Raw genomic sequence first — 15,698 nt, forward strand, 5'->3', positions numbered from 1 at the left:
TTCTAAGCTAATTTTGTCCAGCTAGCATTTTTGTTATTACTTTCAACGGCAGCGTAAATAAATTGCATACCTCTAATTCCGTCTTCTATCGTTGGATAATCAGGTGTGTCTATTGTTTCTCCATTGTTAATAGCTAGTAAATGATTGGCGAAGTTTTTATAAATAGTTGCAAAAGCTTCTAAATAGCCTTCAGGATGTCCGGCAGGGATTCTTGAAACTTCTAAGGCTTCTGGATACAAGCCATTTCCATTAGGAGTATAGATCTTAACAGGTTCATCTAACCAGCGTGTAATTAATTGATTTGGATTTTCTTGATGCCATTCCAAACTTCCTTTTTCGCCATAAACTTTGATGGCTAAATTGTTTTCTTCTCCTACAGCAATTTGTGAAATAGATAAAGTTCCTTTGGCTCCATTATTCATACGAATCAATACGTTTCCATCATCATCTAAAACTCTTCCTTCACCAAAAACACCTAAATCAGCGGCCAATTCTTCAATATGCAAACCGGTAATGTATTCTGTTAAATTTTCAGCGTGGGTACCAATATCACCTAAGGCTCCACCAATTCCCGATTTTTTAGGATCCACTCTCCAGGCGGCTTGTTTTTGATCTGTTTTTTCAATAGAAGTCGCTAACCACCCTTGTAAATATTGGACTTGTATTTTTCTTATTTTTCCTAAGTCTCCATGGGCAACCATTGCTTTGGCTTGTTTTACCATTGGATTTCCTGTATAGTTATGTGTCAATGCAAAGGTTTTGCCAGAAGCATCAATTACTTTTTTCAATGCTAAGGCTTCTTCTAAAGAAAGCGTAACGGGTTTGTCGCAAATTACGTTAAAGCCATTCTCTAAAGCCATTTTAGCAGGAGGGAAGTGCATGTGATTTGGAGTTACAATGGCAACAAAATCCATGCGTACATCTTCAGGAAGTTCTTTTTCCTTAAGAATCATTTCTTCATAATTGGCATAGCAACGATCTTCAGCTAAAAATAAATTTTTTCCAGAATTAATCGATTTTTCAGCGGTACTACTAAAAGCACCACAAACCAATTCGATCATTCCATCTATAGAAGCCGCTTTTCTATGTACATCACCAATAAATGAACCGGTTCCACCACCGATCATTCCCATTCTTAATTTTCTCATTCTCTACGTATTAATTTTTTACTTCTTTTCTTTTTTTCATGTACATACTCAATCCTAAAAAACAAACTATTAGAATTGCCGGTAATATAGACATGGTTCTTAAGGCTTCAGTAGCATTTGCATTGTCCATTAAATGCCCCATAATAGGCAATACAATAGAAACAGATAACATTCCTGCTCCTCCCATAATAGACATTCCTAAGGCACCGGTTTCTGGTAAATATTCAGCAACAAAACCAATCATAGTTGGCCAGAAAAAAGTAACACCAACAGCAAAAACAGCTGCTGCAACAAAGGTCATTCCTCCACTAGTTATGGTTAATAACCAAAGTCCTGCTAAAGTAAAAATAGCTGAATACAAAAGCATTCCTGCAGGTTTTAGCCTATGTACTACTTGTCCTGCCGACAATCTACCCAAAGCCATAATTCCATTAATAAAAGCCAAAACTAACAAAGGTGCGGCTACGGATGTTTTTAATAAAGATTCTATTCTTTGTGTAGTTCCTAGTTCTGATGCTGCTGTTAAAAACATACAAAAAACCATAAATAAGAACAAAGGTTTTCCTAGGCTGGCAAACATTTTACTTGTGCTAATTCCCAATTGGACTCTTTCTGTAACGGGGAATTTTTGTCCGTAAAACAAAACTCCATAAATAATTACAGGAACAAATAGGGTAGCAACCATAGCTTGCCAAGGTAATCCCATAACATCCATGATTAAATAACCTACTAAGGATCCAATTACAATTCCTCCAGGGAACCACACATGAAAACGATTCAACATTTTGGTTTTGTTATCGGTATACATAGAAGCAACCATCGGATTTAGAGCGGCTTCCACCATTCCGTTTCCAATACCTACAAATAAGGTAGCAATAAATAAGGAAGTCATGGTATCAGCCATTAAGGTCAATACAATACCAATGGCATGTGTAATAAAGGCTATCCAAGTAATTTTTTTTATTCCCAACGAATCTACCAACGGGCCACCAATAATCATGGCCAAAGTGAATCCCCAAAAAGCAGGTGTAAATGCATACCCAATTTGTTCTAGTGTCAATCCGGCTCCATCGGGTCCGAATACGGTTTCCAATCTAGCACGAATAGCAAAGGTCATAGCTGTCGTAATTAATGCAAGACAGCTTGCAAGAAATAATCTGTTTTTGTTGATAGTTTCCATTTTTTTTAGATTTAGTTTAAGGTTTAGTTTTTATGAAATTTGATTTCCTACTTTTATAAGTAGGTCACGGGTTAATTCAATTCCTTTGTATTCAGAAACATTGGCACCTTCGTATTCAATACCTACAAAACCAGTATAGCCAACTTCTTTTACCATTTTCATTACTTTTAAATAATCGGTTTCAATTTCGTTACCTAAGCTGTCAAAATTTCTTGACTTGGCACTTACGGCTTTTGCAAAAGGCAGCAATTCTTTCATTCCTACATAGCGGTCATAATCTTCCATGCAGTTTTTTGCGATGTCTTTTTTGATGCAAAAATTCCCGAAATCGGGCAAAGTACCACAATTGGAATTTTGTATTTGAGAAAATACGCCATGCATCCAAGCTCCATTGGAAGAAAATCCTCCATGGTTTTCTACCAAAACATTGATCTTTGCCTGTTTGGCATAATCTGATAATTTCGTTAAGGAATCTATAGCTGCTTTTGTAGCTTCAGTTTTGTCAATACCTCCTGCTAAATTTACACGAATGGCATGACAGCCTAAGTGATGTGCCGCATCTACCCACTTGTAGTGGTTTTCAATTGCTTTTAATCTTTCTGATGTTTCATGATGCGCCATAGAACCTTCTCGGTCTATCATAATAAGTACATTGTCAACACCTTCTGATTTTGCTCTCGAATTCATTTCATTTAAGTAAGAAATGTCTTTTGCTTTTTTAAAGAAAAAACCATTGACATATTCCACACCTTCACAACCAAATTTTCGAGCTGTGGCCGCAAAATCCAAATGATCCATTTCTTTTTTCTTAAGCATTCGGTGCAAGGACCATTCAGCTAATGAGATTTTAAAAAATAATTCTTTTTCCTTTGGAGAACAAGCAGCGGTTAATCCTAAGATAGATAAGGCTGTTCCTGTTTGAGCAGTTTTGACAATAAAATCTCTTCGATTCATAGATTGGGTTTTACACAAATTTAGAAAATGGTTTTTCCTTTCCTGTTTATATTTAGTCAGTGAAAGAATTTGAACATTTGTATGCGCTAAAAAAATTAATTTTATTGTAATATTACAAAATATAGTTTTTTAAAATAAGTACACATGGCATATGTAGAAAGAGAGAACAAAACAAGAAGAATAACGAACCTCATTTTAGGAGCATTGTTTGCCCTTTTTGCTTTGGTTCAATTAAATGATCCGGATCCTATTCAATGGGTGTTGTTATATGGAGTGGTTGCGGTAATTTCGTTTGTAGCAAATTATACAACAATTCCAAAGTTGTTGATTTGGATATTATTTATTGCGTATTTAATTTATGCAGGAACCTATCTTTCTTATTTTTTAGATTGGTTGGATATTGATAAGAAAACTGAACTTTTTGGAAAAATGGTTTATGAAAAACCTTACCTAGAAGGAACTCGTGAATTTTTAGGTTTATTGATTGCCGCGGCAGGGTTGTTGTACCAACTAAAAGAAAAAACAAAAAGGTAATTACTTATTTTATAGTATAGTTTTATGATTACAAAAGTGGAGCAGCAGAATTTTATAGAGATTGCTAAAACGAAATTATCGGATATAGAGAGCAATTGGCTGCAACAAAAAGGAACTAGTGTATCTGCTCAAGAGTTTGAAAAAAAATTCCCGATAGTTTTTAGTTTGGTAGCTCGTTTTATAAAGAAAGAGGAAGTAGTTTGGTTAGAACAGGAGTTATTAACGCTAGAAACTATATATCCTGGTTTTTCTAAAGGAGTTTGGACAAAACAAGATTTAGCTAGGGTAGTTTTAATGCTGACATTAAATACCGATACTAACAAAGCTCGTATTTCTTCACTTTTTGAAACTGCCGAAGTGTTTGAACTAATAGCCTTATACAAAGGATTGTATTTGTTGGAAAATGCTAGCGAATTTAAAGCGCATTTTGAGGAAGGAATTCGAACCAATATGATGAATGTTTTTGAAGCTCTTTCGGCAGGAAATCCTTTTGCTAAAAAGTACTTGTCAGAAGCTGGTTGGAACCAATTGATTTTAAAAACATTATTTGTCGAACAGAAATTATACAAGGTTGAAGGAATTGATGCAGGAAAGAATGAAAACCTAGCCAATATGTTGCAAGATTTTGTCAAAGAACGATGGGCAGCAGGTAGAAGTGTTTCTCCGGAAATGTGGAGAATGCTCTATGGTTTTTTAAGAGAAGACGTAAAAACATTAATTGGCAAAAGAAATTTTGAAGGGAAAGAAAAAAAAACAATTGATTGTGTATTGACACAAAATGAGCAATTGAATACGAGTGAATTTTGGAATGCAATAGGAAAATAAAATAAATAGAAAAAATGAAGTATATAGATCCGCATATTCATATGGTTTCAAGAACCACAGATGATTATGAAGCAATGCAAGCAGCAGGAATTGTTGCTGTTATAGAACCTGCATTTTGGTTAGGGCAACCTCGTACAAATGTAGGGTCTTTCAAAGATTATTTTAGTACGCTTGTAGGTTGGGAGCGTTTTAGAGCTTCACAATTCGGAATCAAACATTATTGCACCATGGGATTGAACTCAAAGGAGGCGAATAATGAAGCGATGGCAGAACAAGTAATGGAATTGTTACCACAGTTTATAGCCAAAGAAGGCGTTGTTGCCATTGGAGAAATTGGTTATGACGACCAAACAGCATTAGAAGATAAATATTTTAGAATTCAATTAGAAATGGCAAAGGAATACGATTTGCCTGTTTTAGTACACACACCACATAGAGATAAAAAACAAGGTACTTTACGAAGTATGGATGTGGTAAAAGAACACGGAATTCCACCACATTTGGTGTTGATAGACCACAACAATGAAGAAACGGCTAAGGCTGTTTTGGATCAGGGATTTTGGGCTGGTTTTACCATCTATCCAAAAACTAAAATGAGTAAAAAACGTATGGTTGCTGTTGCACAGCAATATGGTTCGGCAAAAGTTATTGTTGATAGTTCAGCAGATTGGGGAGTTAGTGATCCTTTATCGGTTCCTAAAACAGCTGCTTTGATGTTGGAAAACGGGGTGTCTAAAGCGGATGTTGAAAAAATATGTTATCAAAATGCCTTGTCTTTTTACGGGCAAAGCGGACAATTTAACGAGGCTGATTGGAACCAAGAACTGACAGTTGATCAAGCCGATTTACATTTAGGAAACAGTGTGTTAAGAGGTCAGCAAGCTGAAAAATTAAGTTTTAAGAAAGAAAATTAGTGAGTACTTATAAAGTGAGGTGGTTTGCCAAATTGCAATTAATGCGTCCTGCAAATATAGTTACTTCGGTGGCTGATATTATTGCAGGTATTGCTATTGCAGGTTTTTTAAATCAAGATGTTTTTAACAATGATCAATGGTTTTCAATCTTATTGTTAATCATTTCTACGTGCGGATTGTATGGTGGTGGTATTGTTTTTAATGATGTTTTTGATTTTGAACAAGATAAAATTAATCGACCAGAAAGAGTAATTCCAAGCGGTCGGTTGACTTTAAGGCAAGCAAAAATATTGGGAATGCAACTGTTTTCAGTAGGTGTTTTTGCAGCGTTTTTAGTTTCAATTCTTTCTGGAATTTTGTCTATAGTCGTTATGCTATTGGCACTGTTGTATGATAAATACAGTAAGCATCATAAATTATTGGGGCCTATAAATATGGGCATGTGTCGAGGAGGGAATCTTATTTTAGGTATGAGTATTTCTTCGGAACTTTCAATGAATTACTGGCTTATAGGTGTTTTACCTGTGTTATTTATTTCAGCAATTACGCTCACTGCTCAAAAAGAAGTCAAAGGAAAAAATAAACTGGCCATTGCATTTGCCATTGTTTTGGATCTTTGTGTGGTTGCGGGTTTTTTAGTCATGCACCATTATTTTAATTTATCACTCATCAATGCCATCGGTTTTCTTATCTTGTGGTTTGGAATGAATTTCTATGCCAAGCTAAAAGCAATATTTTCTAATAAACCTGAAAATATTATGAAAGCAGTAAAAATGGGAATACTGTCTTTAATTCCACTAAATGCCACCTATGTTGCCGGATTTTCTTCGGTTAAATTTGCGGTGTTACTTTTGTTGCTTTTGCCAATTTCAATGTTTTTGGCGAAAAAATTTCCTGTTACTTAGAATTTTATAAGTGAATTATATTTATGCAAATAGTTAAAAAAATACAACAACAAGTCCAAGTGACTGTTGAGTTTGAACTGCTTTTTACAAAGCACTTGTTTCATTGTGAAAATGAAGTTTTAAAGCAGGTGCTTCAAGCAGAGTCTGGGCAGCAAGCAAAGGCTATTGTAATTGTAGATAAAGGAGTAAGTGCTGCCGATAAAAATTTAATAGAAGCGATCAAAAATTATTTTTTCACTCATAAAAACACGCTACAACTTTGTGGAGAGGTGTTGGAAGTGCTTGGCGGAGAAGCCGTTAAAAATAATAAGGATGCCGTTGACGCGGTGTTAGATTTGGTAAATATACATGGAATTGATAGACACTCTTATGTCATTGCTATTGGAGGTGGTGCTGTATTAGATGCAATCGGATTTGCTGCTTCAATTGCTCACAGAGGTGTTCGATTGGTGCGTGTTCCAACCACAGTGCTGTCACAAAACGATTCTGGTATTGGTGTCAAAAATGGAATTAATTATTTTGGAAAGAAAAATTTTATGGGAAGCTTTTCTGCTCCCTATGCTGTTATAAATGATGCTGCTTTTTTAGAAACTCTACATATTCGCGATTGGCGATCTGGTATTTCTGAAGCTATAAAAGTAGCATTGATAAATGACTATTCTTTTTTTGAATGGATTGAAGAAAATGCCTTGTTGTTAAATAGGCGGAATGCATCGGCAATGGACGAATTGATTTTTCGTTGTGCAAAGATGCATATGGATCATATTCGATGTTCGGGTGATGCTTTTGAGCAAGGTTCTTCAAGACCTTTAGATTTTGGACATTGGGCAGCTCATAAGTTAGAGCAGCTATCTAATTTTGAAGTCAAGCATGGAGAAGCTGTGGCCATCGGGATTGCTTTGGATAGCACCTATTCTTATTTAAAAGGATTTATTAATGTAAAGGATTTACATAGAGTTTTAGATTGTATTTTAAATTTAGGTTTTTTAATTACCTATCCAAATTTCGATAAGGAGGTTTTAAAAGGTTTAGAGGAGTTTCGTGAACATCTTGGAGGTAGGTTGACAATTATGTTGTTGGCAGGTTTAGGAAATGGTTTTGAGGTGAATGAGATGGATGAAACTTTGGTTTTAGAAGCCATTCAGTATATGTCGAATTATAAAAAATAACGGAAGTTCTAGAGTTTAGGTCGAGCATTATTGAGCAATAAAAGATTTTATTTTCAAGATAGAAACGTAGTTTTTGAGACCTCATTTTTTAGCAACTTTTTAATAAATGATAAGAAATTATAAGCAAAAGAGAATCCTTATGTTAATTCTGATCTAACAGGTTTTTAAAAGCTGTTAGGTCTTTTATGAGCGTAAAATAGATTCTGTTGAATTGTTGGTAATTAAGTATTTGTCAAGAAAAAAAATAAATTATGTTTTTAGAAGGAAATGCACATCTAACATATTGCACTAATATTCATCCCGGAGAATCTTGGGAGGAAGTGTTTGATAGTTTGAAAAAATATACCGTAGAAATAAAGGAACAATTGCAAGGAGATAAGCCTTTTGGTATCGGATTGCGATTGTCTCGGAGAAGTGCTGCTACTTTATTACGAAAAAATAGATTGGAAGATTTTAAGCAATGGTTGCACGATCATAATTTGTATGTGTTTACCATGAATGGTTTTCCTTATGGCGATTTTCATGATGCTGTAATTAAAGACAAGGTTCATTTGCCAGATTGGACAAGTGTTGAGCGAGTGTCATATACACAAGATTTATTTAAAATTCTCTCGTTTTTGTTGCCTGACGCTATGGAAGGTGGGATTTCTACATCGCCTTTGTCCTATAGATTATGGTTTAAAAATAAGGAAGAAGAAATAGAAAATGTGAAAAAAAAATGTACCTCTTCTTTAATGAAAATTGTGGTGCAGTTATTTGAAATAGAAAAGGAAACGGGGAAACATTTACATCTAGATTTGGAACCAGAGCCCGATGGATTTTTGGAAAATACTGAAGACATAATTCGATTTTTTGAGGATTATTTGTTCCATGAAGGCGTAGAGGAGTTGATGGATCCTTTGAAATGTTCTAAAGCAAAAGCAAAAGCGTATATTTTACGATATATTCAAGTGTGTTACGATGTTTGTCATTTTTCTTTGGCTTACGAAAGTACCAAGTATACCGTTGATGAATTGAATCGATATGGAATTAAAATTGGTAAAATTCAAATTAGTGCAGCTTTAAAATGTGTGTATACATCTGAAGAAGTATTGAAAGAACAGCAAGCTTGTTTGCTCCAGTTTGATGAACCTAATTATTTACATCAAGCTATTCTAAAACGAGAATCAGGAGAATTAAGTCATTATTCAGATTTGTCAGAAGGAGTAGAAGCAATGGAAGATTATGATTTTAAGGAAATAAGAACCCATTTTCATGTACCCGTATTTATTGAAGATTATCAAGTGTTACAGTCTACACAAGATGCCATAATTGAAGCGTTGACGTTTTGGAAGGAAAATAAATATAGCAATCATTTAGAAGTGGAAACCTATACTTGGACTATTTTACCAAAAGAGTTACAGACTGATTTAACAAGTTCTGTGGTTAGAGAATTGGATTGGGTGCTTCAACAAATAAATGCTTAGGTATTGAAGAATATGAAACAAACAGTAGTAATCAATGTGGTTGGACTTTCGAGTTCGTTGTTGAAAGATAAAAGTCTTTTTGTGACTAAGTGGATCGCTAAAAATCAACTATCCAAAATAAAACCGATGTTGCCAGCGGTTACCTGTTCGGTTCAGTCCACCTATTTAACAGGAAAATGGCCATCGGAACATGGAATTGTTTCTAATGGTTGGTATTTTCGTGAGGAAGATGAAGTCAAATTATGGCGGCAGTCGAATAATTTGGTACAGGCTCCAAAAATTTGGGACATCGCTAAAAAAAAGAATTCAGAATTTACCTGTTCTAATATGTTTTGGTGGTACAATATGTACTCAAATGCCGATTTCAATGTAACACCTAGGCCGCAATACAGAGCAGATGGACAGAAGAAACCTGATTGTTATTCAAAGCCTGCCGATTTACGAGATCGACTTCAAGAGCAATTGGGGACATTTCCTTTGTTTAATTTTTGGGGACCAAACACAAGTATAAAATCTACAAAATGGATTGCAGAAGCTTCTATGTTAGTGCATACTTGGCATGAACCTACCTTGCAATTGATTTATTTACCTCATTTAGATTATGTACTTCAGAAAACAACAAATAAAAAAAGCATTGACAAAGATGTAAAAGAATTGGATAAGGTTTTCCAAGAGTTGATTGAGTTTTACGAGTCAAAAGGAGTAACACCAATAGTGCTTTCTGAATATGGAATCAATCCTGTAAAAGAGCCTTTCCATATCAATAGATTGCTTAGAGAAAAAGGGTTTTTAAACATCAGAATAGAAAATGGACTGGAGGTGCTTGACTATGGTGAGTGCACAGCATTTGCTATGGCGGATCATCAAATAGCACATGTTTATATACAGGATAAAACTCGGATTTCTGAAGTAAAACAACTTTTAAAGGGCTGCCCTCATATAGATTTAGTTTTAGATGCTGAAGGAAAAAAAGCACATCATTTAAACCATGAACGTTCTGGAGATTTAGTAGTACTAGCAAAGCCTGATTTTTGGTTTACCTATTATTATTGGTTGAATGATGCTGTAGCTCCTGATTTTGCAAGGATGGTAGATATTCATAAAAAACCAGGCTACGATCCTGTAGAATTATTTACAGATCCGAAGAAAAAAATGATGATGGCTCGAATTGCATTGAAATTGATCAAAAAGAAATTAGGCTTTCGAACTTTATTAAATATAATTCCCTTAGATGCTACTTTGGTGCAAGGCTCTCACGGAACCATAAATTCAGGCAGTGAGTACCATCCTATTCTGGTACAAAAAACAGGGAATAAAGTGAAGGAAGTCTTTGAACCGATTGCTATTTGTGATCTAATACTGGATACAATTTTTAAATAAGGAGTTAAGCTAAGAGTTTACCAAACATTTTATTCGGTATTCATTCGGAGCACATTTTTCGTATTTTTTAAAAACTGTAGAATAGTATTGACTTGTAGCAAAACCACAAGTGTATGCAATTTCCGCAATGGTGTAATCAGGATGTTTTAACAAGGCGATCTTAGAAGCTTCTAGACGTTTTAAAGTCAGGTATTTCATGGGGGTTAAATTGGTCAATTGTTTGCAATGATGTGTAAAACGGGTCATGCCTACGCCAGCAGATTTTGCCATTTTTTCAATAGTCCAATTATCAGAGATTGATTTTTCTAATTCATTTAAAAACAAGCGAACACTTCTAGAACTGTCTGTTAAAGTTTCGTTTAACTCAATATCTTTTGTATCTAAAAGGTCTAGCAAGAGTATCAATAAATAATTGACAAGGAGTCTAATTCTTGAAGCATTGCTGCCATTTTCATCCTCATTAATCGCTTTGTTTATTCTTGCAAAACAATTGCGTACTCGTTGGTCTGTTTTCCAAATAGACTTTTCATTGTGTCTTAAAATAGTGGTCAACCTGTCTAAATCTTGATTGGTTAAGGTGATCCATTCAGGCCAAACCCATTCTTGGTGGGGTCTTCTGACACCCAAATCGATAATAACCCAATAAAATTTCCCCATGCCAACATAGGGATTTCCAACTTTGTGCGCTTCCCAAGGTCGTGTAACGGTAAGATGATCAGGTGTTAATATAGTTTCGTTTCCTTCCTGTGCATAAGGCATGGTACCAGATTCTAAAAAATGAAATTCGATACCCTCATTGCGATGCCAGTCCAAACCCCAATCTTGTGGCTCATTGGCGTCCCAATAACCAATACTATTTAATCCAAGTGTATTGTCATCCAACCTATCTCCAGGATAAGTATGTCTGGCAAGTGCTTTGAACTTTATTTTTTTTCTTTCAAAAGCATCAATAAGTGGAACACAGGTATCTGCATGATAAACGATACCATCGGCTTCATAAGGCTGTATTTTCTGTTTATTTTTTATCACTGAAGTAATTTGAACAAGTTCGCCTTGCAAATTAATTAATTTGGTTGAGATATTTTGCATGGAAGTCAATTATTTAGAAAGTCTTTTAAGATTGTGCTAATTCATGTAATTTAGATACCTAAACTAAATAAAACCAATCATGAACACCCATATAACAGCTAGTTACGATGCAATTGTAGTCGGTACAGGTATTTCTGGAGGTTGGGCAGCCAAGGAACTTTGTGAGAACGGACTGAAAACTCTTGTTTTAGAAAGAGGAAGAGATGTAAAGCATATCCAAGATTATCCAACCATGCATCACGATCCTTGGGATTTTAAATTCCGTGGAAAAATGAAGGCCAAAACCTTTGAAAGAAAACCCGTACAAAAAAGATATGGAGGAGCAAAAAATGAAGCTTCTGCGCATTGGTTTGTCGACGATGTAGACAACCCATATACCGAAATAAAGAAATTTAATTGGATCAGAGGTTACCATGTTGGTGGACGTTCTATAATGTGGGGACGGCAGTCGTATAGATTAGGCGACCTTGATTTTACGGCTAATAAATTAGATGGCCATGGTGTAGATTGGCCAATTCGTTATAAAGACATCGCACCTTGGTATGACAAAGTAGAACAATATATCGGTGTATCTGGAGAGAATCATGGTTTACCACAGCTGCCAGATGGAAAGCTTTCGGAACCAATGGAGTTAAACTGTGTAGAAAAAGAACTTCAAAAAAGTATCAAAAACAATTTTGATGACCGCTTAATGATGCCTGGTCGTGCTGCACATATTACAGGAAACGCCTTACATGAAGGTCGCTCAAAATGTCAATATCGTAGTAGGTGCATTCGGGGTTGTCCGTTTGGTGGGTATTTTAGTAGCAATTCGTCTACCTTGCCTGCTGCTGAAAGAACTGGGAATATGACTTTAAGACCTAATTCTATCGCTTTTGAAATTGTGTATGATGATCAGTTAAAAAAAGCAACAGGTGTGCGAGTTATAGATGCCATTACAAAAGAAAAATTATTTTTTAAAGCAGATATTATTTTCAGTTGTGCTTCCACATTAGGTACAACAGGTTTGTTGCTGCAATCTAAGTCGAAACGTTTTCCTAATGGGTTGGGAAATGACAGTGGTGAATTAGGCCATAATTTAATGGATCATCATTTTAAAGTAGGAGCAACAGCAACTTTTGATGGACATCAAGATAGTTATTATAAAGGAAAACGACCTGCTAGTTTTTACATTCCAAGATTTAGAAATGTAGATGAAAAATCGAAGCGAAAAGATTTTATTAGAGGTTATGGATATCAAGGTAGAGCAAGTAGAGGAGCAGATTGGAGAAGTGGAATTAAAGAATTGAGTTATGGCTTGCAACTAAAAGAGGAAGGAGTGAAGCCAGGCGAGTGGTCTATTGGAATTACTGCTTTTGGAGAATGTTTACCTTATCATGAAAATAAAGTCACTTTAAATGAAGAATTATTAGATGCTTGGGGATTGCCCACCTTAAATATTGATGCAGAATTCAAAGAAAATGAATTTAACATGCGGAAAGATATGAAAGAGCAAGCCGTAAAAATGTTGAAAACAGCAGGGTTTAAAAATGTAAAACCTAAAGATGAAGAACCAATTATAGGTTTTGCAATCCATGAAATGGGAACTGCCAGAATGGGTAGAGATCCAAAAACATCTGTTTTAAATAAACACAATCAACTACATAGTGTGCCAAATGTGTATGTTACAGATGGTGCTTGTATGACTTCCTCTGCATGTCAGAATCCGTCATTAACCTATATGGCTTTAACGGCCAGAGCTGCCAATCATGCAGTACAACAATTTAAAAAAAATAAAAAAGAAACATATGGATAGAAGAGCCGCATTAAAAAATTTGACCATGGGTCTAGGATATACCATCGCTGCCCCAACTTTATTAAAAATGTTAGCTTCCTGTACTTCGGAAGTAAAAACATGGACCCCTTTATTTTTAACCGAATTGGAACAGCATATGGTCATTCATTTGTGTGATTTGATTTTGCCTGCTTCTACAACACCAGGCGCTTTGGATGTAAATGTGCCTCAGTTTTTGGACATGATGTATAAAGAGATAGAAACCGAATCTAAACAAAAACTATTTAGAAGTGGAGCAGGAGTATTTGCTACAAAATTTCAAGAAAAAATAGGGAAAGAAGCGTTGGAAGGTAAGAAAGAAGATTATGAAGTTATGCTAGATACCTATTTGAATCTTTCAGAAGAAAAAACGGAAGAGGTATTAGCATTGCAAAAACAAAAAATAACAAAAGTGCCTAGAGAAAAAGCAGAAATTTATTCTTTGTATAAATTTTTATTAGCGACACGCGAATATACGCTGTATGGCTATTTTACTTCAGAAAAAGTAGGAGAAGAAGTTTTAAGTTACGATCCAATTCCGGGTGTATATCAAGGCTGTATTCCTTTGGAAGATGTGGGTAACGCTTGGTCATTATAATTTTTTATAGCAAATGAAGGAAATAGAAACAACATTTGATGCCATTGTTATCGGAACGGGAATTTCTGGTGGCTGGGCAGCAAAAGAATTATGTGAAAAGGGCTTGAAAACTCTTGTTTTAGAAAGAGGAAGAAATGTGCGACATATAAAGGATTATCCAACCATGCACAAAGATCCTTGGGATTTTAAGCACAGGGGAAAACAAAATAAAAAAGAACTTTTCAATCAACAAAAACAAGGACGTTTGTGGGGAGGCTATCCTACCAGTAACAAAGTAAAACATTGGTTTGTTGATGATTTAAAACATGCTTATACCGAAACAAAACGTTTTGATTGGATTCGTGGTTACCATGTGGGGGGGCGTTCTATAATGTGGGGAAAACAAACCTATCGTTGGAGTGAAATGGATTTTGAAGCCAACAAAAAAGACGGACATGGAGTTGATTGGCCAATTCGTTATAATGATTTGGCACCTTGGTACGATAAGGTGGAAGAATTCATAGGCGTTTCAGGTCAAAATTTAGGCTTACCGCAATTACCCGATGGGAAATTTTCTCCTCCCATGGAATTGAATTGTGTAGAAAAAGATTTGCAAAAAAAGATCAAGGATAATTTTCAAGATAGATTATTAACTATTGGTAGAGTGGCACACCTTACTGGGAATGCCATGCATGAAGGTCGATCTAATTGTCAGTTTAGAAATAGATGCGATCGTGGATGTCCTTTTGGAGGTTATTTTAGTAGTAATTCTTCTACCTTACCCGCAGCCAAGCGAACTGGAAATATGACTTTGCGACCGAATTCTATCGCTTATGAAATTGTTTATGACGCGCAGAGTGGTTTGGCAGCTGGTGTTAAAATAATAGACACTTTAACCAAAGAAAAACTGTTTTTTAAAGCAAAAATTATATTTAATTGTGCTTCCGCTATTGCTTCTGCAGCAATTATGTTGCAATCAAAATCAGAACGTTTTCCAAATGGATTGGGGAATGATAGTGGAGAATTAGGACATAATGTGATGGACCATCATTATGAGGTTGGTGCGCAAGCCGTAGTAAGTGATTTTAGTGATTCTTATTACAAAGGAAGAAGACCCAACGGATTTTATATTCCTCGTTTTGTAAACATCGATTCAAAATCGGAAAAGAAAGATTTTATTCGGGGTTATGGCTACCAAGGAGGGGCAAGCAGAACCAATTGGAAACGAGCCGTATCTGAATTGAGTTATGGAAAAAATTTAAAAGAAGATTTATTAAAACCAGGTTCTTGGAGTGTAGGTATGGGGGCTTTTGGTGAATGCTTGCCGTATCATGAAAATAAAATTTCGCTGAATTACAATCAATTGGATGAATGGGGTTTGCCTACCATCGATTTTGACGTAGAGTTTAAAGAAAATGAACACAAGATGCGAAAAGATATGGAAGAACAAGCAGTGAAAATGCTGAAGGCAGCCGGCTATGAAAAGGTCTTTGGTTACAATAGGCAAGCGGTTCCTGGCAGAGGTATTCATGAAATGGGGACAGCTCGTATGGGAAAAAATCCTAAAACTTCGGTATTAAACAAACACAACCAAGTGCATGAGGTACCCAATGTATATGTAACAGATGGAGCTTGTATGACTTCTTCAGCTTGTCAAAACCCGTCTTTAACGTATATGGCTTTAACCGCAAGGGCAGTTGATCATGCCGTAAAAGAATTCAAACAAAAAATGAGTTAATTTTTA

General features: G+C 35.5%; 14 protein-coding genes. 10 read left to right on the plus strand and 4 right to left on the minus strand.

Features of this window, described 5'->3' with window-relative positions:
• Window positions 1-2: 2 nt before the first annotated feature.
• The 3 genes from FGM02_RS17260 to FGM02_RS17270 are packed head-to-tail and all read right to left on the minus strand — an operon-like array spanning window position 3 to window position 3,282.
• On the minus strand, window positions 3-1,148 hold the full coding sequence (locus FGM02_RS17260) for a Gfo/Idh/MocA family protein (RefSeq protein ID WP_139959751.1): 1,146 nt from the start codon (window positions 1,146-1,148) through the stop codon (window positions 3-5).
• A gap of 10 nt (window positions 1,149-1,158) precedes the next feature.
• Window positions 1,159-2,328, minus strand: coding sequence for an MFS transporter (locus tag FGM02_RS17265; protein WP_139959753.1), 1,170 nt, complete (start codon window positions 2,326-2,328; stop codon window positions 1,159-1,161).
• Window positions 2,329-2,358: 30 nt separating this feature from the next.
• Window positions 2,359-3,282 carry a sugar phosphate isomerase/epimerase family protein gene (locus tag FGM02_RS17270; protein ID WP_139959755.1) on the minus strand — a complete coding sequence of 308 codons (924 nt, stop codon included), beginning with the start codon at window positions 3,280-3,282 and terminating at the stop codon, window positions 2,359-2,361.
• A gap of 144 nt (window positions 3,283-3,426) precedes the next feature.
• Between FGM02_RS17270 and FGM02_RS17275 the strand changes: the two genes are divergently transcribed.
• The 7 genes from FGM02_RS17275 to FGM02_RS17305 all read left to right on the plus strand — a co-directional run bounded on the left by FGM02_RS17275 (window position 3,427) and on the right by FGM02_RS17305 (window position 10,475).
• Window positions 3,427-3,816: a transmembrane 220 family protein gene (locus tag FGM02_RS17275; RefSeq protein ID WP_139959757.1), complete on the plus strand. Its 390-nt coding sequence runs from the start codon at window positions 3,427-3,429 to the stop codon at window positions 3,814-3,816.
• A gap of 24 nt (window positions 3,817-3,840) precedes the next feature.
• The gene (locus FGM02_RS17280) at window positions 3,841-4,641 is read left to right on the plus strand and encodes an EboA domain-containing protein (protein ID WP_139959759.1); all 801 of its coding nucleotides are present in this window, start codon (window positions 3,841-3,843) and stop codon (window positions 4,639-4,641) included.
• Between the two features lie 14 nt (window positions 4,642-4,655).
• Window positions 4,656-5,555, plus strand: coding sequence for a TatD family hydrolase (locus FGM02_RS17285; protein ID WP_139959761.1), 900 nt, complete (start codon window positions 4,656-4,658; stop codon window positions 5,553-5,555).
• Window positions 5,555-6,460 carry a UbiA-like protein EboC gene (gene eboC, locus FGM02_RS17290; RefSeq protein ID WP_139959763.1) on the plus strand — a complete coding sequence of 302 codons (906 nt, stop codon included), beginning with the start codon at window positions 5,555-5,557 and terminating at the stop codon, window positions 6,458-6,460. Before FGM02_RS17285 ends, eboC begins: the two co-directional genes overlap by 1 nt.
• Before the next feature lie 23 nt (window positions 6,461-6,483).
• Window positions 6,484-7,629 carry a 3-dehydroquinate synthase gene (locus FGM02_RS17295; RefSeq protein ID WP_139959765.1) on the plus strand — a complete coding sequence of 382 codons (1,146 nt, stop codon included), beginning with the start codon at window positions 6,484-6,486 and terminating at the stop codon, window positions 7,627-7,629.
• Between the two features lie 251 nt (window positions 7,630-7,880).
• Complete coding sequence (gene eboE, locus FGM02_RS17300) at window positions 7,881-9,095, plus strand: metabolite traffic protein EboE (protein ID WP_139959767.1); 1,215 nt, start codon at window positions 7,881-7,883, stop codon at window positions 9,093-9,095.
• Window positions 9,096-9,107: 12 nt separating this feature from the next.
• Window positions 9,108-10,475 (plus strand): alkaline phosphatase family protein, encoded by a 1,368-nt coding sequence (locus FGM02_RS17305; RefSeq protein ID WP_139959769.1) that lies wholly within the window; start codon window positions 9,108-9,110, stop codon window positions 10,473-10,475.
• A 9-nt stretch (window positions 10,476-10,484) separates the two neighbouring features.
• On the opposite strand, the gene FGM02_RS17310 is transcribed toward FGM02_RS17305, so the two are convergent.
• Window positions 10,485-11,564: an AraC family transcriptional regulator gene (locus FGM02_RS17310; RefSeq protein ID WP_139959771.1), complete on the minus strand. Its 1,080-nt coding sequence runs from the start codon at window positions 11,562-11,564 to the stop codon at window positions 10,485-10,487.
• A 79-nt stretch (window positions 11,565-11,643) separates the two neighbouring features.
• On the opposite strand from FGM02_RS17310, the gene FGM02_RS17315 reads away from it, so the two are divergent.
• The 3 genes from FGM02_RS17315 to FGM02_RS17325 are packed head-to-tail and all read left to right on the plus strand — an operon-like array spanning window position 11,644 to window position 15,692.
• Complete coding sequence (locus FGM02_RS17315) at window positions 11,644-13,359, plus strand: GMC oxidoreductase (RefSeq protein WP_139959773.1); 1,716 nt, start codon at window positions 11,644-11,646, stop codon at window positions 13,357-13,359.
• Complete coding sequence (locus FGM02_RS17320; RefSeq protein WP_166461219.1) at window positions 13,352-13,975, plus strand: gluconate 2-dehydrogenase subunit 3 family protein; 624 nt, start codon at window positions 13,352-13,354, stop codon at window positions 13,973-13,975. The genes FGM02_RS17315 and FGM02_RS17320 overlap by 8 nt, the downstream gene beginning before the upstream one ends.
• A gap of 13 nt (window positions 13,976-13,988) precedes the next feature.
• Window positions 13,989-15,692, plus strand: a complete 1,704-nt coding sequence (locus tag FGM02_RS17325; RefSeq protein ID WP_139959777.1) for a GMC oxidoreductase — start codon at window positions 13,989-13,991, stop codon at window positions 15,690-15,692.
• Window positions 15,693-15,698 lie beyond the last annotated feature (6 nt).

Origin of the sequence: Flavicella sediminum, from assembly GCF_006381105.1 — a bacterium.
GTDB lineage: Bacteria > Bacteroidota > Bacteroidia > Flavobacteriales > Flavobacteriaceae > Flavicella > Flavicella sediminum.